Raw genomic sequence first — 23,579 nt, forward strand, 5'->3', positions numbered from 1 at the left:
TCGCGCCGCCCGCTGCGTCGATACCAGCACATGCTTCGCGAATCACAGATTTCGCCAGGTTCTGGCGTCGAGTGGAGATTCTGCACCAGCACCGGGGTCTTGCCACAAGCCCCAGGGTGCGATATACGTTAGAGGTGGCAGGGAGGCGTCTACTCCCTGCCTTTGCTTTTGCCCGCTCCCGGCCTTCGCCGACCCGACCCGCCGCCGCCTGCTCGACAGCCTTCGCCGGGAAGACGGTCAGACCCTGGGCCAACTCTGTGCCCAGCTGGCCATGACCCGGCAGTCAGTGACGCAGCACATCGGCGTGTTGCAGGAGGCCAACCTGGTCAACGCCGTCCGGCGAGGCCGGGAGAAGTGGCACTATCTCAACCCCGTCCCCATCCACGAATTGCCGCAACGCTGGATCGCCGCCTTCGAGGAACCTCGGCTGCGGGTGCTCGACGGGATCCGCCGACAGGCAGAGGAGCCGCAGATGAACGTCACCAGGCCCACGTTCGTATACGTGACCTACATCCACGCCACCCCGGAACGGGTCTGGGAGGCGTTGACCGATGCGGACCTGACCGGCACCTACTGGGGCCACCGCAACGTCTCCGACTGGCGGCCCGGCTCCCGGTGGGAACACCAACGCACCGACGGCTCGGGCATCGCCGACGGCGGCGGCACGATCCTCGAAGCGACCCCGCCGACCCGGCTGGTGATGACCTTCGGCGACGTCGACGCCGAAGCCGGGCCGGACGCCTCCACGGTCACCTTCCTCATCGAACCGCACCGGGACATCGTCCGACTGACCGTCACGCACGTAAACCTGCCGTCCGACGACGACTTCGAGGCCGTCTCCGCCGGCTGGCCCGCGGTCATGGCCAACCTGAAGTCACTGCTCGAAACCGGCCGCGTGCTGCCCCAGGCGCCCTGGGAGATGCCCGCCGCCCAGCAGAACGGCCACGACGGCACAGAACGGACCGACTCGACGCGCCCCGACGCCGACCCTGCCGCCCGTAACGGATGAACCTGGACAACCCCGGGTACGCGGGCACCGGCAGAGCACCGACTGACCATGTCTGCGCTGGTGGGCCGGAGGTACCACCATGCGAACCACACCGCCACGATCGCCGGTGACCCGCTTCCACTCAGGTTTGCCGACCCAAGGGCGTCAGGCCGATGATCCTCGGGCGGCCACCGTCAGGACACCGCGAGCAATCGGAACTCGCAGCGGACGCCGCTGGCCTTGGCGAGCCGACCATCACCGGTCACGAGTGGGCAGGCCACCAGCTCCGCCGCCGCGACGTAAGCCGCGTCGTACGCCGTGACATTGCCCCGCAACTGCCACATCCGGTCGAGCAGCACAGCGATGGCAACCTCATCGATGACCAACGAGGGCAGGGTGTCGATCGCCTCCTGAGCCCGGGCAAGGCCCAGCTTCCCACCGAGAACCTTGCCTCTGATCACCGACATGACCTCAACCAGAAGATGGCTCGGTGCGGCCCAGTGCGGATCTCCGGTCAGCTCCGCCCGCGCCGCGTCGCCGACCGGCCCGTCGTCGACCAGGGCATCGGCCAGAACCGACGCATCCACGACGATCATGCCGCGCTTCCCCATGGTCCGCGCTGCTCCCGCTGGTCATTCAACTCGGCCGCGCTCTCCCCCGGTAGGGAGCGAGCACCGTCCGATCGGCCGGCGAAGCGATCAAGGGCCGCGGTGTTGCGCAGCCGCCGGGCCTGCGTTTCCACCAGATCCAGCAGGTACGCCTGGAGTGACTGCCCGCGCGCCTTGGCCTGTGCCGCCAGGGCGTCTCGTACTTCTTCCGGCACGTCCCGAATCTGGAGAGCAACCATGCATTCATTATGCATGCATCATCAACCGCTCGCCAGGAAAGGCTCGAAACTTCGATCAACCGGTTCGCATGACGACTGCGACATGGCCAAGAACCGCAGGTCAGAGAAGTCCGTGGGGCGGGCGGGGCTCGAACCCGCGACCGAGGGATTATGAGTCCCCTGCTCTAACCCGCTGAGCTACCGCCCCGATACCGCGCCGGATCGTAACCTGCCCGCCAGACCACCTGCCAGCACCCGAACCGGTAGGACGAGAAGTCACCGCCCGGTACGATGGGCAACGCGAGAATAACAGTCAGCAGTCGATCCGGACGCACCCGAACCGGTGTTGCGCGAGCCTGCGGATCAGCCCGCCGCGCGCAGTTCCGTGAGCACCGCCCCGGCCGTACGCCAGCCGCTGGCCAGAGCCCCCTGGATGGACGGACTGTCCCGGTGGTCACCGGCCACGAAGATCCCTCCGCCGAGCGCCACCGGCTTACGCAGCCGTCCCTGCGGCGGGGGTGCGGCGGGCAGGGCGTGCGGCACCGACACGGTGGTCAGGTGGTCCCAGTCCGCTGTGGAGCATCCGTAGAGCCGGTCCAGTTCGGCCCGGACCGTCGGCTCGGGCGGAGCGTCGGGGCCGACCACGGAGGTCGCCACGAGGTGCCGCCCGGCCGGGGCGTACGACGGGACGGCCCGGCTGACCACCACCGTGTTGGCGACGAGTTCCCGCCGGTCGCCGTCGACGAGCAGGATCGGCTCGTCGAGCGGCGCCTCGGGGGCGCTGTGGTAGTAGGTGGTGTAGCTGTGGGTGCGTACCCGGGGCAGGGTGGGCAGCAGCGTGGTCGCGGCCGGCGGGTCGGCGGCGACCACGACGGCGCGGCAGGCGATCTCACCGTCCGGGGTGCGGACCCGGCCGGGGGCGACCGAGGTGACCGGGGTGTCGCAGGTGATCAGGTCGGCGGGCAGCGGGGCGGCCACGGCCTGCGGCAGCGCGGCCATCCCCCGGGCGGGCAGGCCGATGCGGCCCCGGACGAAGGACCGCAGGATCATCGCCAGCACGCGGCTGGAGGTTTCCAGTTCCCGGTCGATGAGCACGCCGGACAGGAACGGCCGGATGAGCTCCTCGATGATGGTGTCGGACAGGCCGGCCCGGCGCAGCGCCGCCTCGCTGGTGGTCTCCGGCGCGGTCAGCAGCCGGTGCGCCGGCAGGGTGGCGCAACCGGTGGCGAGGGCGGCGAAGCGCAGCCGGTCGGCCAGCGAACCGATGCCGGCGAGCGCGGTAGCGGGTGCGCCGCCGGGTTCGCGCAGCGGATGGACCAGCCGGTCGAGCCGGTCGCCGCGGCGGACCAGCACCCCGGAGGTGAACCACCCGAGGTCGAGGGTGCCCAGGTCGAGCAGGGTGCCGAGCCTCGGGTACGCGGTGTTGAGCACCTGGAAGCCCCGGTCGAGCAGGTAGCCGTCGACGGTGTCGGTGGCGACCCGGCCGCCGATCCGGTCGCCGGCCTCCAGCAGCCGCCAGGGCACCCCGGCCCGGTGCAGCCGGCGGGCGACCGCCAGCCCGGCGAGTCCACCGCCGACGATCACCACGTCCGTCTCAGCGGGCACGTTGCACCTCCGTGTCGTTGCGCGCCGACCGGGACAGCCGGCTCGGCCACCACACCTTCGGCCCGATGTCGTACGACAGTGCGGGCACCAGCAGCGAGCGGACCACGATGGTGTCCAGCAGTACCCCTACGGCCACCGCCACACCCAATTCGACCAGTACCACCAACGGGAGTACGGCCAGCGCGGAGAAGGTGGCGGCGAGCACGATGCCGGCGGAGGTGATCACCCCGCCGGTGACGGTCAGCCCGGCCAGCACCCCCGCCCGGGTGCCCCGGCGGACCGACTCCTCGCGGACCCGGCTCATCAGGAAGATGTTGTAGTCGATACCCAGGGCGACCAGGAAGACGAAGGCGAACAGCGGGAACGACGCGTCGACGCCGGGAAAGTCCAGCAGGTAGCGGAAGATCACCGCGCAGAGGCCGAGGGTGGCCAGGAACGACAGCACCACCGTCGCGATCAGCAGCACCGGCGCGACCAGGGCCCGCAGCAGCAGCGCCAGGATGACCGCGATCACCGCCAGGACGACCGGGATGATGACGTTGCGGTCCCGGGTGGACGCGTCGGAGGTGTCCACGTCGATCGCGGTGAACCCGCCGACGACGGCGTCGGCGGCCGGCACCCGGTGCACCGCCTCACGCAGGTCGCGGATGGTCCGCTCGGCCGCATCGCTGTCCGGCGGGTCGGTGAGGGTCGCCTCCAGCTGCACCCGCCCGTCGACGACCAGGGGCGGGGCGTCCGGGTCCGGCGGACCGGTCTGGTCACGCCGGGTCACCGGGCGGACGGCGGCCACCCCGGGCACGCCCTGCGCGACCTGGGCGACCTGCCCGGCGCCCTGCTGGCGGGTGAAGATGGTCGCCGGGCTGCCGGTGCCGGCCGGGTAGTGCCGGGCGATCACCTCCTGCCCGGCGACCGAGTCGGTGCGGTCGGTGAACAGCTCCGACTGGCCGAGGGTGGTCGCACCGAGCTGGGTGAGGCCGAGGGTGAGCAGGGCCAGCACCACGGCGGTGGTCAGCCAGACCACCCGGGCCCGCCGGGCGACGAAGCCGGCGATCCGGGCCCACAGCCCGTGTTCGGCCTGTGGGTCCGCCCGGTCCACCCTGGGGGTACGCGGCCAGAACGCCCGCCGGCCGCCGAGCACCAGCAGGGCGGGCAGGAACGTCAGCATCACCAGCAGGGTGGCGGCGATACCGATGGCGGCGACCGGGCCGAGCGCCCGGTTGGAGTTCAGGCTGGACAACAGCAGGCAGAGCAGACTGACGATGACGGTCGCGCCGGAGGCGGCGATGGCCGGGGCGGCACCCCGCCAGGCGGCGCGCATGGCGTCCCAGGGGCGCTCGTGCCGGTGCAGCTCCTCCCGGTAACGGGCGATCAGCAGCAATGCGTAGTCGGTGCCGGCGCCGAAGACGAGCACGGTGAGGATGCCCTGGGCCTGCCCGTTCAGCTTGATCACGTCGTTCTTGGCCAGGGAGTAGACGAAGACCGACGCCAACGCGTACGACATCCCTGCCGCCAGCAGCGGAAAGACCCAGAGCACCGGGCTGCGGTAGACGATCAGCAGGATGATCAGCACCACCACCAGGGTGACCAGCAGCAGTGGCCCGTCGATGGCGGAGAAGACCTCGATCAGGTCGGCGAGCAGACCGGCCGGGCCGGCGACGTCCACGGTGAGCCCGTCGCGGTCGCCCCCCGCGATGCTCCGCAGTTCGTCGACCACCTGGCCGATCCGCTCCCCCTCGGAGTCGTCGATCGGCACCACCACCTGCAGGGCCTGCCCGTCCTGGCTGGCGATCGGTGGGGGCAGCGGCCCGACGACCCCGTCGACCTGGGCGAACCGGGCACTGTCGGCGACCGCCCGCCGGGTGTCGGCGGGGGTGATGCCGGTGCTTCGGGCATAGACCACCAGGGCGGGGGTGGTCGGCTCCGCGACGAAGCCGGCGGCCAGGTCCTGCGCCCGGGTCGCCTCGGCGTCGGCAGGCAGGAAGGAGGCGTTGTCGTTGGTCGCGACGTCGCCCAACTTTCCCGCGTACGGCCCGGCGATCCCACCGACGACCAGCCACGCCAGCACGACCGCCACGGCGATCAGCGTGGCCGCGCCCCGGCTCCGCCCACCGGCCATCCCCGGTCCACCCCTCAATCGACGCAGCAATCGACGCAACAGGAGTCTAGGTCGACAGTTGTCATCCTGCCGTCCGAATACGCCGCCCGGGGCCGAAACCGCCCATCCACCTCGCGTCAGCCCTCACGCCACCTGCCGGCGCTGCCCCGAGTCGTACTCCCGGCCCCCTCACCGCCCCGGCCCCCTCACCGCCACCGCCCCGGCCCCCTCACCGCCCCCGACCGGCGTACCCACCGTCCGCACCCGAGGATCGTGGAGACTTCTTGCTGCCCCGGCGACAACAAATCTCCACGGACGGACCCGGCGGCACCGGCGACAGCAGCCGGACACCGAGCGAGGCGAACGGAAGCGGGGCGGGCAGCAGAGCGGGGCGGGTAGCGGCGACGCGGGCAGCAGAGCGGCGCGGGCAGCAGAGCGGCGCGGGCAGCGGTGACGCGGGCAGGGGGCAGCAGAGCGGTGGGCGAAAACAGCAGAGCAGCAGAACGGAACAGCGGGGCGGGTAGCGGTGGCGCGGGTGTGGCGATGACCGCGCGCGGGTCGCGGCGGCGGGGGCGGGCGCAGGGAAAAGCCCGTCGGCAGGTGCCGACGGGCTCGTGGTGGGGATTGTGCTCCCCCGTTTGGACTCGAACCAAAAACCTGCCGGTTAACAGCCGGCTGCTCTGCCAATTGAGCTACGGGGGACTGCCGTGTCGCAGTGAACCGGATCTCTCCGGCGCTCGGCGACGGCACAAGAGTACAGGACTTCGGGGGGGTTCGGTCCAGGGGGTTGCCGCTTTCGACCGCGTCGCCACGGGGTGGGACGATCAGCCCCAACAATAAGGACAAATCGCCATCCCCACCCAAGCAGGTATGACTGCGGAGCAGGATGGGTAGTTAGCTGTCGACCGAGAAATTGTGGGGCGCGACGATGGTCGTTCCCGACCGGCACCACCGGGCGGGAACGACGGGAGCGTCAGGTACGGAAGGAGCCGCCATGCGCGGAAAGATCATGTTTCTTGGCGGGCTGGCTGCGGGCTTCGTCCTGGGCGCCCGTGCCGGCCGGGAGAAGTACGAGGAGCTGGTGGTGCGGGGCCGCAAGGTGCTCGACCACCCGACCGTCCAGGAGGCGGCCGGGGTCGCGCAGGCCCAGGCCAACCGCCTCTACAGCGAGGGCAAGGACAAGCTCGGCCAGTCCAAGCTCGGCGAGAAGCTGCACACCGGCAACGGTGGCAAGCCGGAGCTGACCCCGGCGGACGACGCCTTCGCGGGCGCCCCCGCCACCGTCGGCGCCAAGTCGGGCGTCAGCCCGACCAGCTCGTCGGTGACCACCCCGAAGCCCAAGGCGCCGGGCACCGGCACCAACGGCAGCACCCTCTGATCGTCCGTACGTCGTTCGGGCCGGTCGCCACGTGGCGACCGGCCCGAAGTACGTCTCAGTCCTTGCCGCTGCTGAACGCCGCGTCGAACGCCGCCGTCGGGGCGTCGAAGGCGAGCCGGCGGACGAACTCCAGCGCCTCCGGCGCACCGACCAGCCGGTCCATCCCGGCGTCCTCCCACTCCACGGAGATCGGCCCGGTGTAGCCGATCGCGTTCAACGCCCGGAAGCAGTCCTCCCAGGGGACGTCACCGTGGCCGGTGGAGACGAAGTCCCAGCCGCGCCGCAGGTCGGCCCAGGGCAGGTGGGAGGCGAGCCGGCCCCGCCGACCGTCCCCGGTGCGTACCTTCGCGTCCTTGCAGTCGACGTGGTAGATCCGGTCGGCGAAGTCGAAGATGAAGTTCACCGGGTCCAGCTCCTGCCACACGAAGTGCGACGGGTCCCAGTTGAGGCCGAACGCGGGCCGGTGGTCGATCGCCTCCAGGGTCCGCTTGGTGGTGTAGTAGTCGTACGCGATCTCGCTGGGGTGCACCTCGTGGGCGAACCGCACCCCCACCTCGTCGAAGACGTCGAGGATCGGGTTCCAACGGTCGGCGAAGTCCTGGTAGCCGCGTTCGATCATGGCCGGCGGCACCGGCGGGAACATCGCCAGGGTGTGCCAGATGGACGATCCGGTGAAGCCGACCACCGTGTCCACCCCGAGCTTCGCCGCCGCGCGGGCGGTGTCCTTGATCTCCTCGGCGGCCCGCTGGCGTACCCCCTCGGGTTCGCCGTCGCCCCAGATCCGGGCGGGCAGGATGTCCTGGTGCCGCTCGTCGATCGGGTGGTCGCAGACGGCCTGGCCCACCAGGTGGTTGGAGATCGTGAAGACCTTCAGGTTGTGCTTGGCCAGCGTCTCCCGCTTGCGCTCGACGTACGAGTCGTCGGCGAGCGCCTTGTCGACCTCGAAGTGGTCGCCCCAGCAGGCGATCTCCAGTCCGTCGTAGCCCCATTCGGAGGCGAGCCGACATACCTCCTCGAACGGCAGGTCGGCCCACTGGCCGGTGAAGAGCGTGATCGGTCGCGCCATCGTCTGTCTCTCCCCTGTTGTGGTGGGGATTCCTGGGCGGGACCGGGGCGAGGGTGACCGGGCCGGGCCTGTACGTCGGCGGCCGTGCCGGATCACCGGTGGGTGCACATGCACCTGGGCCCAACGGGTTGCGCCTCCCGTCGGGTCACCGGCCACCCGCAGGTCGCCGCCCACCACTCTAAGCCCACCCCACCCCCCACGAAACCCCTCTCCCCCACCCACCAGCCCCCGCTCCCCACCCGCCTCAGCCCGCCCACTCGCCCACTCGCCCACGACGATCAAGAGGTTTGCGTCACGACGGGCGACCCGCGTGACGCAAACCTCTTGATCACCGATGCGAACCCACGGACGGGAGCCGGGGGCGGAGTGGGTGGGTGGATGGGGTTACTGGGGGAGGGTCCACTTCTGGTTGGGGGCGGAGGAACTGCACGTCCAGAGCAGGACCACGGTGTTGTCGGCGGAGTTGTTGCCGGAGACGTCCAGGCACTTGCCCGAGGCGGGGTTACGCAGGGTGCCGTCGGACTGCGACGACCAGACCTGCGGGCTGCCACCGGTGCAGGTCCACAGCTGGATCTTCGTGCCGTTGGCGGTGCCGCCGCCCGAGACGTCCAGGCACTTGCCCAGCGCCTTGATCGGGCCGTTCGGGGTCACCGTCCAGGTCTGGCGGGCGCTGCCGTTGCAGGTGAAGATCTGGATCTGGGTGCCGTCGGCGGTGGCGCCGTTGCGCACGTCCAGGCACTTGCCGCCCAGGCCCTTGATCGGGCCGGTGCCGTTGGTCGGCGTGGTGCCGCCCAGCTCCTTGATCCGGATGTTGCGGAACGAGGCGTCGTCACCGGTGCCGTGGTTCTGGATGCCGATGTGGCCGGCGAGCGAGCGCACCGGGTTGGTGTTGGTGAAGTCGTTGATCTTCGCTCCGTTGAGGAAGACCTGGAGCCGCTCCCCCTCGACCAGCAGCTCGTAGGTGTTCCACTCCCCCGGCGGGTTCAGCGCCGCGTCCCGGGCTGCCTGGTCGGCGGCCTGGAACGAGTAGACCGAGCCGGTGGTCCGGTCGACGGTGTCGGTGGCGTCGATCTGCACCTCGTAGCCGTTGTCCATCGCCGAGTTCGGGTCGCTCGACGGCGGGAAACCGATCAGGACGCCGGAGTTGTCGTCCCCGTCCACCTTCCAGTCCAGCTTGAGCGAGTAGTTGGTGAACTGCTTCGCGCTGTACCAGAGCATGCCCAGCCCGCCGACGGAGCTGAGGGTGGCGTTGGAGTTGGTGAAGCTGCCCGGCCCGGCCTGCGACCAGCCGTTGGTGGAGCCGTTGTAGAGGGCGGTGTAACCGGTCTCGGGCCGGCAGTCGGCCTTCGTCCGGCCGGCCGCGTACCGGATGCCGCCGAGCAGGTGGGCCCGGAACGCCGGCTCGGAGTACGCCGACTGGTTGTGCCCGGCGCCGGTGTAGAACGACCGGCCGCCGTTGTACGTCTTGCACCACACGTGCGGGTGGTCGGCCCCCATCCCACCCCCCGAGTACGACGACTCGTCGAGGTTGGCCAGCACGTGCGCGGTGGAGCGGGCGTTGGTGCGGAAGTTGTACCACTCGTCGGTGCGCTGCCAGGTCGGGCCGAGGTGGGCGGTGGCCGCGTGCGCGCGGTCCTCCACCCGTACGGTGGCCTGCTGGATGGCCGGGTGGGAGGCGAACCACGCCCCGACCAGGTTGCCGTAGAACGGCCAGTCGTACTCGGTGTCGGCGGCGGAGTGCACGCCCATGTACCCGCCACCGGCGGCGATGTACGACTCGAAGGCGCTCTGCTGGCTGGCGTTGAGCACGTCGCCTGTGGTGTTGAGGAAGATCACCGCCTCGAACCGGGCGAGGTTGGCGCTGGTGAACTGGCCACCGTCCTCGGTGGCGGTGACGGTGAAGTTGTTGGCCGCGCCCAGGTCACGGATGGCCTGGGTGCCGACCGCGATGGAGTCGTGCCGGAAGCCGGCGGTCTTGGAGAAGACCAGCACGTCGTAGGCGACGTCGGCGGCCGACGCGGGGGTGGCCGGGGCGGTGCAGGCGAGGGCGGCGAGGACGGCGGTGGCCGCGCCGAGGATGGGCCGGAAAAGTCTCATGTCGTGCTCCAGTACGCCGGGGGCGCGGGACCGGACACTGCCGGTCCCGCGCCCGTCAGGTCAGGGCAGGGTCCACTTCTGGTTTGCGGCGGCGCTACAGGTCCACAGCAGGACCACGGTGCTGTCGGCCGAGGTGTTGCCGGAGACGTCCAGGCACTTGCCCGAGGCGGGGTTGCGCAGGGTCCCGTCGGTCTGCGCCGACCAGACCTGCGGGCTGCCGCCGGTGCAGGTCCACAGCTGGATCTTGGTGCCGTTGGCGGTGCCGCCGCCGTTGACGTCCAGGCACTTGCCCAGCGCCTTGATCGGGCCGTTCGGGGTGACCGTCCAGGTCTGCCCGGCCCCACCGTTGCAGGTGAAGATCTGCACCTGGGTGCCGTCGGCGGTGGCCGCGTTACGCACGTCCAGGCACTTGCCGCCCAGGCCCTTGATCGGCCCGGTGCCGTTGGTCGGCGGCGGGACGGTGCCGGTGTTGAGGGTGAACGCGTCCAGGTCGTAGAGCAGCCCGGTGCCACCGGCGAAGGTCAGGTAGAGCGTGGTGGTGCCGGTGGGTGCGCCGGACACCGTGCCGGTGACCGTGGTGAAGGTGTCCCAGCCGCCGGTGACCGGCACGGTGGCCTGCCCGAGCACGGTGCCGGTGGCCGAGCCGGCGCGGATCTGGAGGGTGCCGCCGGCACCGGCCGAGGAGACCCGGGCGGTGAACGAGGTGACGTTGCCGATCTGGTACGGGGAGAACCCGATCCAGTCCCCGTTCTCGATGTTGCCGACGGTCTTGCCGCCCTCGGCGGGGGTCTTGTCGAAGGTGGCGACGCCGGACGAGGTCTTGAAGTGCTCGGCCTGCCGGTGCCGGGGCTGGAGGGTGTGCTGGGTGTGCGTGGTGAGCCCACCGGCGTCGGTGTACTCGGCGTCGAAGATCGCGAAGATGTTCGCCGCGTCGTCGTGCTCGCCGTCGACCGGGATGGTGATCGTGCCGGAGCAGCCGTCGACCGAGGAGATCTGGTGACCGTGCTGGTCGTGGCCGAGCACGTAGGTCATCTTGACCTTGGTGCAGTCGACCGTGCCGTCCTCGGGGTCGGTGACGGTGATGCTGAACGGCACCGTGTCACCGAAGGAGAACAGCGAGCCGTCGACCGGGCCGTTGATGGTGACCGTCGGGGCGGTGTTGCCGACGCTGACCGTCACGCTGTTCGTGCCGGTCGCCCCCTGCGGGTCCCGCACGGTGAGCGTCGCGGTGTACGAGCCGTCCGCGGTGTACGTCTTCGTCGGGTTGGCCGCCGTGGAGGTGGTGCCGTCACCGAACGCCCACGAGTAGGTCAACGCCCCGCCCTCGGGGTCGGCGGAGCCGGCCGAGGAGAAGTTCACGGTCAGCGGCGCGGGTCCGGAGGTCCGGTCGGCGCTCGCCCGGGCGGCCGGCGCCCGGTTGCCGACGCCGACGTAGTCGAAGCGGTACAGGGCCGAGTTGGCGTCACCGTTGTAGTAGCCGGTGCCGTAGTCGAGCAGGTAGTACGCCCCGTCGGGGCCGAACGCGGAGTCCATCACCTGCTTGCCCACCCAGGGGAAGCTGTCGATGGTGCCGGGCGACCCGTCGGAGTTGACGTGGATCGGCTTGACCCAGCCCCGGCCGAACTCGGTGGCGAAGAACTGCCCGTCGAAGGTCTGCGGGAACTTCGTCGCCGAGGGGTTGTTCGGGTCGTACCGGTAGACCGGGCCGGCCGCCGGGGATTCGGAGCCGCCGCCGAACGCCGCCGGGCTGCCGGCGTCGCCGCCGTACCGGATCCAGGAGGGCTTGGCCGGCGGGAGGGTGGTCAGGCCCGTGTTGCGGAACGAGTTGTTGGTCGGCCCGCCGGTGCAGTTGTACTTGGGGCCGGTCGAGTTGGTGGCGAAGTTCCACTCGTTGTACGTCTCGGACGTGGTGTTGGTGCCGGTGCAGTACGGCCAGCCGTAGTTGCCGGGGCCGGTGACCCGGTTGAACTCGACCTGGCCGGAGGGGCCCCGGTTGGCGTTGGTGCTGCCGGCGTCCGGCCCGTAGTCGCCGACGTAGACGACGCCGGTGGCCTTGTCGACGCTGATCCGGAACGGGTTGCGGAAGCCCATCGCGTAGATCTCGGGGCGGGTCTTCGCGGTGCCCGGGGGGAACAGGTTCCCACTCGGGATCGAGTACGTCCCGTCGGCGTTCATCTTGATCCGCAGGAGCTTGCCCCGCAGGTCGTTGGTGTTGCCGGCGCCGCGCTGGGAGTCGTACGCCGGGTTGCGGTTGGTCCGCTCGTCCAGCGGCGAGTAGCCGGCGGAGTCGAAGGGGTTGCTGTCGTCGCCGGTGGACAGGTAGAGGTTCCCGGCGGCGTCGAAGTCCATGTCGCTGCCGACGTGGCAGCAGATGCCCCGGTCGGTCGCCACGTCCAGCACGTCGACCTTGCTGCTCTGGTTGATGGTGAAGTCGCTGTTGAGGGTGAACCGGGAGAGCCGGTTGACGCCCTGCCAGGCGGACCAGTTGCTGCCGGTGGCGGGCGCGTCGCCGCCGGGGGTGGACAGCGGCGGCGCGTAGTAGAGGTAGATGAACCGGTTGGTGGCGAAGTTCGGGTCGACCCCGAGGCTCTGCAACCCCTCCTCGTCGTGGGTGTAGACGGGGATGGTGCCGATCACCCGGGTCACCCCGGCGGAGTCGGTGCGCCGCACGGTGCCGTTGCGGGCGGTGTGCAGCACGGACCGGTCCGGCAGCACGGCCAGCGACATGGGCTCGCCCATCTCGTTGACGCCCCGGGCCAGCTCGACCTGCTGGAAGTCGCTGGCGTTGATGGTGTGCGCGGCGGCCGGGGCGGTCGGGCCGGTGGTGGTGGCGGCGACCGTACCGGCGGTGACGGCCAGCAGCAGTGCTGCTGCGGAGGGTAGCCACCGTCGGGAACGGTGACCGGTGTAGTCCTTTGTGGACATTGGAGGGCTGTCCCTTCCTGACGGATCACGGCCAGGGCGGGACGCGTGCCGCCGCGCCGGATGCCGGGGTGGTGGGGTGGAGTAGTGGGGTGTGGCAGGGCAGGCCGGGCGGCCGGGGGTGCCCCGGTCGGCCGGCCAGAACCCTCGGCCGGGGCGCGAACCGCCGGCGGAAGGTCGCTCGCCGAGGGGTTACCGCGCCGCCGGTTCACCTTGACGAAACATGCCCGTGATGCCACAAACATTAATGGTGACCTATGTCAATGTCCATACCCTCTGCCCACCGGTGTGGGTTTTCATCAGATGAAGCCCGTCCACCGGTCGGGCATCCCCGGTCCCGCGCCGAGCAGCGGCGGGCCGGTCGACCCGTGGGTCACCGAACGGTGACGAGCAGTTCCACCCCGGGTAGCCCCGGCCTGCCGCAGCCCGGCGGCACCGGCCGGCAGGCGGGGACGACCCGGCCGTACGGGAATCCACATTCATCTGATGAAAGACCGGGTGCCTGCCGGTCGGAGCACCGCCCACCGCGCCGGACCCACAGCCCGGACCGTCGGAGCGGCCCGGCTCAGCGCTGCCGGTGCACGGCCTGGTCGGCCAGGCCCGCCAGGGCGGCACGGGCCGGCTCCGCCAGCGGCACCTGGGCCAGCGCGACCCGGGCGGCGTCGGCCCGGACCCGGATCAGCCGCTCGATCTTCTCCCGCGCGCCGGTCGCCTCGATGATGGCCCGCAGGTCGGCGGCCCCCGCCGCGTCCAGCTCAGGATTGCCGAACAACTCCCGCAGCCGGGCGGCCTGCGCCCGGTCGGCGGCGTCGCGGGCCATCGCCATCATCACCGTCGGCTTGCCCTCCCGCAGGTCGTCCAGGATCGACTTCCCGGTCACCGCCGGATCACCGAAGACACCCAGCACGTCGTCGCGGAGCTGGAAGGCGTCCCCCAGCGGGTCACCGAAGTCGACGAGCGCGGCGACCAGCTCCGCCGGGGCACCGGCCAACGCCGCACCGATCTGCAACGGCCGGGTCACCGTGTAGCGGGCCGCCTTCATCCGGATCACGGTGAGCGCACTGGCCACCGAGCCGTCCCCGACCCCGGAGACCAGATCCAGGTACTCCCCCGCGATCACCTCGGTACGCATCCGGGCGAAGACCCGGTATCCCTGCCAGATCTGCGCGGAGGTCATCCCGCACTCGTGGAACATCTGATCCGACCAGGCCGCGCAGAGGTCCCCGCAGAGCAGGGCGGTGTTGCGGCCGTAGGTCTCCGGGTCGCCCCGCCACGCCGAACGGGTGTGCAGCTCGGCGAAGACCCGGTGCACCGACGGCGCACCCCGACGGTGGTCACTGCCGTCGAGGATGTCGTCGTGGATCAGCGCGAACGCGTGGAACAGCTCCAACGCCGCCGCGGCCACCACGATCGGGCGGTCGTCCGCTCCCCCGGCACCCCGCCAACCCCAGTAGCAGAACAACGGCCGCAGCCGCTTCCCGCCGGCCAGCACGAACCGGTGCAGGGCGGAGAAGATGCCCCGTGGGGCACCGTCCGGCCAGTCCGGGCCCTGCCGGTCGAGAAAGGCCACCAGCTCGGCGTCGAAGCGGGTCCGCAGCTCACTGGCGTCGGTCGGGGCGGCGGTGAGGGTCACCGCCGGTCCCCGTGCCCGGCGGGCCGGTCGGGGCCGTCGACGCCCCGTCGGCACCCGCTCCCAGCCCGGCGAGGTCCAGCAGCAGCGCCTTGACCTCCGTCGCGGCGAAGGAGTCCCGGGCCAGCGACGGGTCGGAACAGAGCAGCACCGGGCCGTCCGCCGGGTCGGCCGGCAACCGGCCGTGCGAACCCCGGACCGCCCGCGCCCCCGCGTCCAGACCCACCACGCTCATCAGGTAACGCATGCCGAGCTTCTTGCGGGCCAGCGCCACCCCCGCCCGCCGCTTCGCCGCACCCGGCGCGGCCGGGTCGAAGAACAGCTCCGCCGGGTCGTACCCGGGCTTGCGGTGGATCTCCACGTTCCGGGCGAAATCCGGGGCACGGGCGTCGTCGAGCCAGTAGTAGTAGGTGAACCAGGAGTCCGGCTCGGCCACCAGCACCAGTTCACCGGCCCGCTCGTGGTCCAAACCGGCCGCCGCCTTGCCCTCGGCGTCGAGCACCTCGGCCACCCCGGGCAGCCCGGCGCAGAGCTTCGCCACCGCCGCCACGTCCGCCGGGTCCTTCACGTAGACGTGGGCTATCTGGTGGTCGGCGACGGCGAACGCCCGGGACGTCCACGGGTCCAGGTACTCCATGCCGTCCTGGGTGTAGACCCGCAGCAGCCCCTCGGCGCGCAGCAGCCGGTTGACGTCCACCGGGCGGGAGACGTCGGTGATGCCGTACTCCGACAGTGCCACCACCGTCGCGTCGGCGGCCCGCGCGGCGTCCAGCAGCGGCGCGAGCACCGCGTCCAGCTCCGCCGCCGCGGCGGCGGCCCGCGGCGAGGACGGCCCGAAGCGTTGCAGGTCGTAGTCGAGGTGCGGGACGTAGACCAGGGTCAGGTCGGGGGCCTGGTCGGCGAGGATCCGCTCAGCCGCCTGACAGATCCAGCGGGACGAGGGCAGCCCCGCCCCGGCCCCCAGTAGGTGAACAGCGGGAAGGTGCCCAGCGCGGCGGTGAGCGTGTCGTGCAGCTCCGGCGGGTCGGTCCAACAGTCCGGTTCCTTGCGCCCGTCGGCGTAGTAGATCGGGCGGGGGTGACCGTCCAGTCGACGTCCGCGCCCATCGCGTACCACCAGCAGACGTTGGCCACCGTGTAGCCGGGCTCGACCCGGCGGGCCGCCTGCCACACCTTCTCCCCGCCGACCAGCGCGTGGTGCTGCCGCCACAGCAGCACCTCACCGAGGTCACGGAAGTACCAGCCGTTGCCGACGATGCCGTGCCCGGACGGCTGCTCACCGGTCAGCAGGGTGGCCTGCGCCGAGCAGGTGACCGCCGGCAGCACGGTACCCAGTTCGGCGGAGAACCCCTGCTCGGCGACGGCACGCAACCGGGGCATGTGGGCCAGCAGCCGGGGGGTCAGCCCGACCACGTCCAGCACCACCAGCCGGCGGCTCATGCCGACATCCCGCTGCGCCCGGCACGGCGGTGGCACCGCACGGTGCCCGGTCGGTGACGCTCGCTCATCGTCGTACCCCCAGGGTCGTCGGGACGGCTCGCTCGGCCGGGGTGAGGCCGAGGGTGACCAGTTCGTCGCGGGCGAAGGCCAGCTCGGCGGCGATCCCGAGGGCCAGCTCCGCATCGGTGCGGGGACGCCGCGCCGCCGGCAGCACCCCCCACGTGTACGTCTCGACGTCCAGGTGGTCGCAGCCGGCCGTCGGGCCGGCGAGCAGCGCGGCCAGCGCGGTGCGCAGCACCGGCAGGGTGGAGGTCAGCGGCGGCTCGGGCGGGGCGTGCAACGGCACGTGGTAGTGCACCCGCCACGCCCCGGGCAGCCGCGCGGCCAGCGCCTCATCCAGGTCGTCGGCCGCGTACCCCGGGTCGGCCGGGTCGGCGGCGTGGGCGCAGCCGGCGGTGCGGGTCTGGTGCAGGAACCTCGGCTCCACCCAGCGGCCCAGCGCCTCGGCGTCGGCGACCGGGTCGGCCGACTCCAGCGCGGCGGAGACCTGCACCTTGACCACCGGCAGTCCGGCGGAACGCAGCCGGGCCAGCGCTTCGACGGGCTCCTCCCAGGCGCAGGCGAGGTGGGCCAGGTCGAGACAGATCCCGAGGCGTTGCGGGTCGAGGTCGGCCAGCAGCGCGGCGGCCTGCCCGCTGCTCTCCACCACGCACCCCGGTTCCGGTTCGAAACCGACCCGCACCGGGCGGCCGGTGTCGCGTTCCACCTCGGCCAGGCCGGCGGTGAGCGCGTCGAGCCGGCGGCGGGCCGCCCCGGCGTGCGTCGGGTCCCAGGGCTGCCGCCAGGCCAGCGGCAGGGTGGAGATCGATCCCCTGGCGGCGTCGTCGGGGAGCAGGTCGGCCAGCACCCGGGCCAGGTCCAGGGTGTAGCGCAGCCGCTGCCCGGTGGTCCAGTCCGGGTGGTAGACCGCGCCCTTGACCACCGGGGCCTGGAAGGCCGCGTACGGGAAGCCGTTGAGGGTGACCACCTCCAACCCCCGGTGGGTCAGTTCGGCGCGCAGCCTGCGACGGGCGGCCGGGTCGGCGGCCAGCTCGGCGGCGACGGGGGCGGCCAGCCACAGCCCCAGGCCGAGCAGGTCCGAGCCGAGCGCCTCGCGCACCGGCAGGGCGTACGTGTCGAGTTGGGCGAGGATGCCGGCGGTGTCCTCGGCGGGGTGCACGTTGGTGCAGTAGCCGAGGTGGACGGTGCTGCCGTCGGCGTGCCGCAGCCGCATCAGTCGCCGCCGCGCAGGATGGAGTTGCCCTCGAAGGTGCCGGTGGACGTGGTGTCCAGGTCGGTCAGGTCGAGCCGGCCGGACTGCCCGTAGAACTCCACCGGGTTGCGCCAGAGCACCAGGTCGACGTCGTCGTCGGTGAACCCGGCGGCCAGCATCGCCTCACCGGTGGCCCGGGTCAGCAGCGGGTCGGAGCGGCCCCAGTCGGCGGCCGAGTTGACCAGCATCCGCTCGGTGCCGTACGTGCGCAGCAGCTCCACCATCCGCGGCGGCGACATCTTGGTGTCCGGGTAGATGGAGAAACCGAGCCAGCAGCCGCTGTCGCGGGCCAGCTTCACGGTCACCTCGTTGAGGTGGTCCAGCGCCACCCGGCCCGGCGCGATGCCGCTCTCGGCGACCACCGCGAGGCTGCGTTCGACGCCGCGCGCCTTGTCCCGGTGCGGGGTGTGCACCAGGGCCGGCAGGTCGTGGTCGACGGCCAGCGCGAGCTGGGTGGCGAACGCCTCGTCCTCGGCCGGGGTCATGTCGTCGTAGCCGATCTCGCCGACCGCGACCACGGCGTCCTTCTCCAGGTAGCGGGGCAGCAGGTCGAGCACCGGGCGGCAGCGCGGGTCGTTGGCCTCCTTGGGGTTCAGCGCCACGGTGGCGTGGTGCCGGACGCCGAACTGGCCGGCCCGGAACGGCTCCCAGCCGATCAGCGAGTCGAAGTAGTCGGCGAAGGAGGCGGCGCTGGTGCGCGGCTGCCCCAGCCAGAAGGCCGGCTCGACCACGGCACGGACCCCGGCGGCGGCCATCCGCTCGTAGTCGTCGGTGGTCCGCGACGTCATGTGGATGTGCGGGTCGAAGATGCGCATTCACGCCTCCCTGATGGTGAGCCGGTCGAGCAGTGCGGTGGCGTCGGCGGGGAGCTGCCGACCGGCGGCGTGCCGTTCCGCCGCGAGCGCGGCGAGCATGGTGGCCAGTTCCCCGTCGGCCCGGTCGTCGAGGTCGGCGACGACGGCCAGCGGCACCCCGATGAAGACGCACTTGAGCACCGCCTGCCGCCAGGCGTCCGCCGCCAGGTGCCGGGCGTACGGGCCGAGCGCGGCGGCGACCAGCCGGGTGTCGTTGGTGCGGATCGCGTCGTGCAGCAGCGGCACCCCGGCGTCGCCGATCGGCAGCAGCGGCAGGGCCTTGAGTACGGCCCGCTTCTCGGCGGCGTCGCCGTACCGGTAGACCTCCTCGGCCTGCGCGGCGGCCTGGTCGGCGGGGAGCGCGGCCAGCAGCAGCGCCCGCGCCGCCTCGTCGGCGGTCCAGCCGGGGGCGCCGGGCAGGTCGTGCCGGCCGCACCGCCGGGCGACGGCGGGAAAGTACCGTCCGACCGCGCCGGGCTCGGCCGCGACGCGGCGCAGTGCGGTCTCCAGCCAGTCGGGATCGGGTGCGCCCTCCAGCGCGGCCCGCAGTCGATCCGGTGTCATCCGTCTCCCCTCCCCAGGTGTGTGCGTCCGGCGGTGGTCAGTCCGCCCCGGTGGTGCCGGCGGGGGCGGGTGCCGCGCCCGCCACGAGGCCGGCGTCCCGGGCGGCGGTACGCAGGAAGTCCAGCGACCGGGCCGCCACGGTGGGTGCGGCGTGCGAGTGCCGGGGCAACTCCACGGCGACCAGTCCCCGGTAGCCGGCGTCGGCCAGGGCGCGCAGCACCGGCGGGAAGTCGATCTCGCCGGTGCCGAACTCCAGGTGCTCGTGCACCCCCCGGCGCATGTCGTCGATCTGCACGTTGACCAGGTGCCCGGCGACCTGGCGCACACAGTCCGCCACGGTCGACGACTCCAGGCAGCGGCAGTGTCCGATGTCGAGGGTGATGCCGAAGCGGGCCGGCTCGCCGAGGGCCCGGTGCAGCCGACGCCAGCCGGCGATGTCCTCGACCAGCATTCCGGGCTCCGGTTCGAAGCCCAGGGTCACCCCGGCCCGGTCGGCGGCGGCGGTCACCGTCGCGCAGCCGGCGACCAGCCGGTCCCACGCGACCTCGGGGGCGACGTGACCGGGTCGGATGCCGGCCCAGAAGGAGACCGCCTCGGCACCGAGGTCCGCGCCGACGCGGACGGCCCGGTCCAGGAAGTCGATCCGGCCGGCCGGGTCGTCGTGCAGCAGCGTCGGGGCATGCTTGCGCCACGGGTCGAGCAGGTAGCGGGCACCGGTCTCGACCACCACGCCGAGACCGAGCGCGGCCAGCCGGTGCGCCACGGCGTCGACCCGGCGGGCCAGTCCCGGCGCGTACGGGTCGAGGTGGTCGTGGTCGAGGGTGAGCGCGACCCCCTCGTAGCCGAGGTCGGCCAGCACCGTCAGGGCGTCGTCGAGCCGGTGGTTGGCGAAGCCGTTGGTGCCGTAGCCGAACCGCAGCCGGTCCACCTCGCCGGCCGGCGGGCCGGCGGGGTCGGCCGGGCGGTCCGGGGCCGGGCTGCGGCGGGGCGTGCCGGCAGCGGTCGGCGGGACGGCGTCCGGGGCGGTCATGTCGGGGAGAGTTTCCGGGCCAGCCGGCCGCCCAGCGGCGCGGCGAGCGCGACCAGCGCGCCGACCAGCCCGGCACCGGCGCGGGCGGTGAGCGCACCCTGCAACGAGGGCAGCCCGGTGATGCCGGCCCCGACGGCGGCCCGGACCCGGCCGGCGGTGGGGTCGGCGGCCACCCGGGCCTGCGCGCCGCCGTACCGGGCGACGTACCAGCCGGCCAACGCCACCGGCAGCGCGCCGGCGAGTGACCGGCCGACCCCGACGGCACCGGTGCGGACGCCCGGTGCGCTACGACGGCCGGGCGCGTCGGTCGCCGCCGGCGCATCGTCCACGGGGGACGGCCGGCCGGCGGGACGGGGCGGGGTGGTGGCGCGGGGCAGGGTGGTGGCGGCCAGCGCGACCAGGGCGGTGCCGGCGAGGGTACGCCGGGGCAGCGCCGCGTCGGCCCCGGTCACCTCACGACGGGACAGGGCGGTGACCGTCCAGGTGTGCGCGGCGACGGTCAGCGCCGCCGGCAGCGCCCGGACCGGTCGGCCGGACGACGCGCCGAGTAGCACGTCCAGCCCCCGGCAGGCGGCCATCACGGCGGGACCGGCGGCGGTGTTCTTGGCCACCAGGTCGTACCCCCAGATGGTGGCGGCGAGCGGGAGCGCGACGGCGGTGGCCCGCCGGCCGCCCACGGCGGCGGCCAGGCCCAGGCCGGCGGCGGTGAGCCCGATGGCGACCCCGGCGGCGGCGGCCGGGGTGATCCGGCCGCTGGGGATCGGCCGTTCCGGGCGTTCCTCGGCGTCCAACCCCCGGTCGGCCCAGTCGTTGGCGGCCATCCCGGCCCAGTAGAGCAGGACCGACGCGCCGGCCAGCCCGGCGGTACGCGGGCCGAGCACCCCGGCCGCCGCCGCCCCGGCCACCAGGTCCCCCGGTACGGACAGTGCGGCCGGTGCCCGGACCAGCTCGGCCAGGTCGGCCACGCTGGTCACCCGGCACCCCCGGCGTGCAGCTCCCGGGTGAAGTCGACCAGCCGCTGCCACTGCTCGCTCAGCGAGTGGGTGGGTGCGTCGATCGGGTCCTTGAAGAAGAAGGCCAGCTCGGGCAGGGGGCCGACCCGGCCGGCGGCGTGCGCGGCGGCGGTGAGCCGGGCCAGGTCCAGCACCAGCGGGGCGGCCAGCGCGGAGTCGCAGCCGTGCCAGGTGAACTCCATCCGCATCCCGGTGCCGAGGAACCCGGCGAAGGTGATCAGGTCCCAGGCGGTCTTGAAGTCACCGAGGTCCTCGACGTAGTCGATCCGGGTGCCGCCCTGCGGCACGTAGCCCAGCGTCTCGCCGAGGACCCGCTGCTTGCTGTCCACCTTGGCGGCGTTGGCGCCCGGCTCGGCCAGGGTCGCCCCGTCGCCGCCACCGAGCAGGTTGACCCCGGACCAGGAGCGCACCGCGAGGTGACGCATCGCGAACATCGGGGCGAGCACCGACTTGACCAGGGTCTCCCCGGTCTTGCCGTCGTGCCCGGCGTACGGCAGGCCACGCTGCGCGGCGAGCGCGGCGAGCGCCGGCAGGCGCAGCCCGGTGGACGGGGTGAAGTCGACGTACGGGCAGCCCGCCTCGACGGCCGCGTAGGCGTACAGCGAGCTGGGCGGCAGCACCTCGTCGCCGCTGGCGAGGGCGGCCCGCAGGGCGTCCGGGTCGGCGTGGCCGGGGTGCGGTGACGGGGCCGGTTCGGTGGCCGAGACGTTGACCACCACCACCCGGTCGAGCCGGTGCCGGTCGCGGAACGCGGTCAGGTCGGCGGTGACCGCGGCGGCCCGGTCGGCCTGACTGCCGCCGGTCGGCGCGGGCCGCAGGTCCTCCTCGACGGCGGCCAGGTCGGCGGCGAGCGCGGCGGCCAGCCGGCCGGGCAGCACCCCGGCGGCGGCGAGCGCCTCGGCCCGTTTGGTCAGCGGCGTGGTGGCCACGTCGTGACCGCCGAAGACCAGGTCGGCGAAGGGGGGCAGGGCGGGTCCCCGCAGGTCGGGTAGTTCGGTGACGCAGCCGGTGGGGGCGGTGAGGCCGGCCCGTAGGGCGAGCCCGCCGACGATGCCGGTGGTCGCGACGGAACCGCGCGCTCCCACCAGCCAGACACCTGTACGCATGGTGCTCCTTCCGGATGGAACGTGCTCGGTTCGGTCGTGCCGGCGGGGCGCGGGGTGGCCCCGCCCGCCCGGTCGTGCGGGATGGCACCGGTGACGGCGTAGACGTCGGCGGCGTCGACGCCGTACCCGGTCCCGCACGGCGTGCGGGCGGGGCTGGCAGGCAGGGCCGGTTCGGCGTCTCGGCCCTGCCTCCCCGCATCCGGCCAACGGCGGCGGCGCGCCCTCGGCCGGACGAATGGGTGGTGATGAACCGGATTCCCCAGGGAACCCGAATCATACTTATCTATATTCCTACTGGCGGCCCTCCGGTGCGACCGGGGAATCCCGGTCCGGCCGCACCGGACGGCCATCGTGCGCGTGTCCCCGGGCCGGGTGGCCCGGGTGCGCGCCCTCCACTGCCGACCCCGGCCCGGCCGCGGGGCGCAACCGCGGCCGGTCCCTCGCCGGTCGACGGCGGAGGTGCCTGGGTCAGACGGCGAGCGCGGCCAGGGCCGGCTCGACGTCGGTCCACCGTGAACCGAGATCCGCCGAGCGGGTCACCGCGTCCAGCACCAGCTGGACCTGCAACGCGTCGGCGAACGACGGGGTCGGGTCGACACCGTTGGCGACCGCCTCGACGAAGTCGCGCATCTCGTGGGTGAAGGAGTGCTCGTAGCCGATGATGTGGCCCGGCGGCCACCACGCCGCCATGTACGGGTGTTCGGCCTCGGTGACCAGGATCCGGGTGAATCCCTGCTCGGTCGCCGGCCGGGAGGCGTCGTAGAACTCCAACTCGTTGAGGCGTTCCAGGTCGAACACCACCGAGCCGAGCGAACCGTTGATCTCCACCCGGAGGGCGTTCTTACGGCCCGTGGCGAACCGCGTCGCCTCGTACGTGGCCAGTGCCCCGTCGTCGAGCCGGGCCACGAAGATCGCGGCGTCGTCGACGGTGACCGTGCCGGTCGCCGTCGCGGTGCCGTCGACCTCGGCGGCCAGTCCGCTCGACGCACCCGGCAGCGGGCGCTCCTTGACGAACGTCTCGGTCACCGCGCTGACCCCGGTGATCCGTTGGCCGGTCACGAACTGGGTCAGGTCGATGATGTGCGCCCCGATGTCACCGAGGGCACCGGAGCCCGCCTTGTCCTTCTGCAGCCTCCAGACCAGGGGGAACTGCGGATCGACGATCCAATCCTGGAGGTACGTCGCGCGGACGTGCCGGATCGTGCCGAGCCGGCCTTCGGCGACCAGTTGTCGCATCAGCGCGACGGCCGGCACCCGGCGGTAGTTGAACCCGCACATGGACCGGATCCCGGCGGCCCCGGCGGTGGCGGCGGCAGCGGTCATCGCCCGCGCCTCCTCCACCGTGTTGGCCAACGGTTTCTCGCAGATCACGTGCTTGCCGGCGGCGAGCGCGGCAAGGGCGATCTCGGCGTGGCTGTCACCTGGGGTGCAGATGTCGACCACGTCGATGTCGTCCGAGGCGACCAGGGCACGCCAGTCTGTGGTGTGCGTGTCCCAGCCCAGCCGGTCGGCTGCCTCGGCGACCTTCGCGGCGTCCCGGCCGCAGATCTGCGCCATCCGAACCCGGGCAGGCAGTTCGTACACCCGGTTCACGGTGCGCCACGCCTGTGAGTGCGCGGCGCCCATGAACGAGTATCCGATCATGCCGACCCGG

Annotated in this window: 17 protein-coding genes, 2 tRNA genes and 1 pseudogene; 2 read left to right on the forward strand and 18 right to left on the reverse strand. The window is 72.6% G+C overall.

The window, feature by feature from the left end:
- The first annotated feature begins 121 nt into the window (after positions 1 to 121).
- Positions 122 to 1,009 (forward strand): SRPBCC domain-containing protein, encoded by an 888-nt coding sequence (locus J7462_RS12465; RefSeq protein WP_219470278.1) that lies wholly within the window; start codon positions 122 to 124, stop codon positions 1,007 to 1,009.
- A 173-nt stretch (positions 1,010 to 1,182) separates the two neighbouring features.
- Here the strand turns inward: J7462_RS12465 and J7462_RS12470 are convergent, their stop codons facing one another.
- The 6 genes from J7462_RS12470 to J7462_RS12495 all read right to left on the reverse strand — a co-directional run bounded on the left by J7462_RS12470 (position 1,183) and on the right by J7462_RS12495 (position 6,216).
- Positions 1,183 to 1,599, reverse strand: coding sequence for a type II toxin-antitoxin system VapC family toxin (locus tag J7462_RS12470; protein ID WP_219464215.1), 417 nt, complete (start codon positions 1,597 to 1,599; stop codon positions 1,183 to 1,185).
- A complete protein-coding gene (locus J7462_RS12475) occupies positions 1,581 to 1,835 on the reverse strand; it encodes a hypothetical protein (protein ID WP_092381133.1) in 255 nt (84 codons plus the stop codon). Before J7462_RS12475 ends, J7462_RS12470 begins: the two co-directional genes overlap by 19 nt.
- Before the next feature lie 113 nt (positions 1,836 to 1,948).
- A tRNA-Ile gene (locus tag J7462_RS12480) sits at positions 1,949 to 2,022 on the reverse strand.
- A 155-nt stretch (positions 2,023 to 2,177) separates the two neighbouring features.
- The gene (locus tag J7462_RS12485) at positions 2,178 to 3,419 is read right to left on the reverse strand and encodes an NAD(P)/FAD-dependent oxidoreductase (RefSeq protein ID WP_219464216.1); all 1,242 of its coding nucleotides are present in this window, start codon (positions 3,417 to 3,419) and stop codon (positions 2,178 to 2,180) included.
- Positions 3,409 to 5,535 (reverse strand): MMPL family transporter, encoded by a 2,127-nt coding sequence (locus J7462_RS12490; protein ID WP_219464217.1) that lies wholly within the window; start codon positions 5,533 to 5,535, stop codon positions 3,409 to 3,411. The genes J7462_RS12485 and J7462_RS12490 overlap by 11 nt, the downstream gene beginning before the upstream one ends.
- 608 nt (positions 5,536 to 6,143) lie before the next feature.
- Positions 6,144 to 6,216 (reverse strand) — tRNA-Asn (locus J7462_RS12495).
- A gap of 292 nt (positions 6,217 to 6,508) precedes the next feature.
- On the opposite strand from J7462_RS12495, the gene J7462_RS12500 reads away from it, so the two are divergent.
- Positions 6,509 to 6,892, forward strand: a complete 384-nt coding sequence (locus J7462_RS12500) for a hypothetical protein (RefSeq protein ID WP_219464218.1) — start codon at positions 6,509 to 6,511, stop codon at positions 6,890 to 6,892.
- A 55-nt stretch (positions 6,893 to 6,947) separates the two neighbouring features.
- Here the strand turns inward: J7462_RS12500 and J7462_RS12505 are convergent, their stop codons facing one another.
- The 12 genes and pseudogenes from J7462_RS12505 to J7462_RS12560 all read right to left on the reverse strand — a co-directional run bounded on the left by J7462_RS12505 (position 6,948) and on the right by J7462_RS12560 (position 23,569).
- Positions 6,948 to 7,958: a sugar phosphate isomerase/epimerase gene (locus tag J7462_RS12505; RefSeq protein WP_208568840.1), complete on the reverse strand. Its 1,011-nt coding sequence runs from the start codon at positions 7,956 to 7,958 to the stop codon at positions 6,948 to 6,950.
- 384 nt (positions 7,959 to 8,342) lie between these two features.
- Entirely contained in the window at positions 8,343 to 10,055 is a 1,713-nt protein-coding gene (locus J7462_RS12510) for a ThuA domain-containing protein (RefSeq protein ID WP_219464219.1), read from the reverse strand.
- Between the two features lie 60 nt (positions 10,056 to 10,115).
- Complete coding sequence (locus J7462_RS12515; protein WP_219464220.1) at positions 10,116 to 12,980, reverse strand: carbohydrate-binding protein; 2,865 nt, start codon at positions 12,978 to 12,980, stop codon at positions 10,116 to 10,118.
- Positions 12,981 to 13,542: 562 nt separating this feature from the next.
- Positions 13,543 to 14,610 carry a polyprenyl synthetase family protein gene (locus tag J7462_RS12520; protein WP_219464222.1) on the reverse strand — a complete coding sequence of 356 codons (1,068 nt, stop codon included), beginning with the start codon at positions 14,608 to 14,610 and terminating at the stop codon, positions 13,543 to 13,545.
- A pseudogene (locus J7462_RS12525) lies at positions 14,576 to 16,046 on the reverse strand (alkaline phosphatase family protein). Before J7462_RS12525 ends, J7462_RS12520 begins: the two are co-directional and overlap by 35 nt.
- 64 nt (positions 16,047 to 16,110) lie before the next feature.
- Positions 16,111 to 17,319, reverse strand: a complete 1,209-nt coding sequence (gene eboE / locus J7462_RS12530) for a metabolite traffic protein EboE (RefSeq protein WP_219464223.1) — start codon at positions 17,317 to 17,319, stop codon at positions 16,111 to 16,113.
- Positions 17,319 to 18,173, reverse strand: coding sequence for a TatD family hydrolase (locus J7462_RS12535; protein WP_219464224.1), 855 nt, complete (start codon positions 18,171 to 18,173; stop codon positions 17,319 to 17,321). The genes eboE and J7462_RS12535 overlap by 1 nt, the downstream gene beginning before the upstream one ends.
- Positions 18,174 to 18,776, reverse strand: coding sequence for an EboA domain-containing protein (locus tag J7462_RS12540; protein ID WP_219464225.1), 603 nt, complete (start codon positions 18,774 to 18,776; stop codon positions 18,174 to 18,176).
- A gap of 37 nt (positions 18,777 to 18,813) precedes the next feature.
- Positions 18,814 to 19,806 carry a sugar phosphate isomerase/epimerase gene (locus J7462_RS12545; RefSeq protein ID WP_219464226.1) on the reverse strand — a complete coding sequence of 331 codons (993 nt, stop codon included), beginning with the start codon at positions 19,804 to 19,806 and terminating at the stop codon, positions 18,814 to 18,816.
- Positions 19,803 to 20,780, reverse strand: coding sequence for an SCO3242 family prenyltransferase (locus J7462_RS12550; protein ID WP_219464227.1), 978 nt, complete (start codon positions 20,778 to 20,780; stop codon positions 19,803 to 19,805). The genes J7462_RS12545 and J7462_RS12550 overlap by 4 nt, the downstream gene beginning before the upstream one ends.
- A complete protein-coding gene (locus J7462_RS12555; protein WP_219464228.1) occupies positions 20,777 to 21,925 on the reverse strand; it encodes an inositol-3-phosphate synthase in 1,149 nt (382 codons plus the stop codon). Before J7462_RS12555 ends, J7462_RS12550 begins: the two co-directional genes overlap by 4 nt.
- Positions 21,926 to 22,393: 468 nt before the next feature.
- The gene (locus J7462_RS12560; RefSeq protein WP_374197575.1) at positions 22,394 to 23,569 is read right to left on the reverse strand and encodes a Gfo/Idh/MocA family protein; all 1,176 of its coding nucleotides are present in this window, start codon (positions 23,567 to 23,569) and stop codon (positions 22,394 to 22,396) included.
- Between the last annotated feature and the right edge of the window lie 10 nt (positions 23,570 to 23,579).

The organism is Micromonospora sp. RL09-050-HVF-A (assembly GCF_019374995.1).
Lineage (GTDB): Bacteria > Actinomycetota > Actinomycetes > Mycobacteriales > Micromonosporaceae > Micromonospora > Micromonospora antibiotica.

What these genes read in the sequence shown, in the direction of transcription:
- J7462_RS12540 (WP_219464225.1), bottom strand. Translation starts at nt 18,776, where the DNA reads ATGACACCGGATCGACTGCGGGCCGCGCTGGAGGGCGCACCCGATCCC.
- J7462_RS12475 (WP_092381133.1), bottom strand. Translation starts at nt 1,835, where the DNA reads ATGGTTGCTCTCCAGATTCGGGACGTGCCGGAAGAAGTACGAGACGCC.
- J7462_RS12555 (WP_219464228.1), bottom strand. Translation starts at nt 21,925, where the DNA reads ATGCGTACAGGTGTCTGGCTGGTGGGAGCGCGCGGTTCCGTCGCGACC.
- J7462_RS12470 (WP_219464215.1), bottom strand. Translation starts at nt 1,599, where the DNA reads ATGGGGAAGCGCGGCATGATCGTCGTGGATGCGTCGGTTCTGGCCGAT.
- eboE (WP_219464223.1), bottom strand. Translation starts at nt 17,319, where the DNA reads ATGCGGCTGCGGCACGCCGACGGCAGCACCGTCCACCTCGGCTACTGC.
- J7462_RS12515 (WP_219464220.1), bottom strand. Translation starts at nt 12,980, where the DNA reads ATGTCCACAAAGGACTACACCGGTCACCGTTCCCGACGGTGGCTACCC.
- J7462_RS12545 (WP_219464226.1), bottom strand. Translation starts at nt 19,806, where the DNA reads ATGACCGCCCCGGACGCCGTCCCGCCGACCGCTGCCGGCACGCCCCGC.
- J7462_RS12505 (WP_208568840.1), bottom strand. Translation starts at nt 7,958, where the DNA reads ATGGCGCGACCGATCACGCTCTTCACCGGCCAGTGGGCCGACCTGCCG.
- J7462_RS12535 (WP_219464224.1), bottom strand. Translation starts at nt 18,173, where the DNA reads ATGCGCATCTTCGACCCGCACATCCACATGACGTCGCGGACCACCGAC.
- J7462_RS12500 (WP_219464218.1), top strand. Translation starts at nt 6,509, where the DNA reads ATGCGCGGAAAGATCATGTTTCTTGGCGGGCTGGCTGCGGGCTTCGTC.
- J7462_RS12490 (WP_219464217.1), bottom strand. Translation starts at nt 5,535, where the DNA reads ATGGCCGGTGGGCGGAGCCGGGGCGCGGCCACGCTGATCGCCGTGGCG.
- J7462_RS12510 (WP_219464219.1), bottom strand. Translation starts at nt 10,055, where the DNA reads ATGAGACTTTTCCGGCCCATCCTCGGCGCGGCCACCGCCGTCCTCGCC.
- J7462_RS12560 (WP_374197575.1), bottom strand. Translation starts at nt 23,569, where the DNA reads ATGATCGGATACTCGTTCATGGGCGCCGCGCACTCACAGGCGTGGCGC.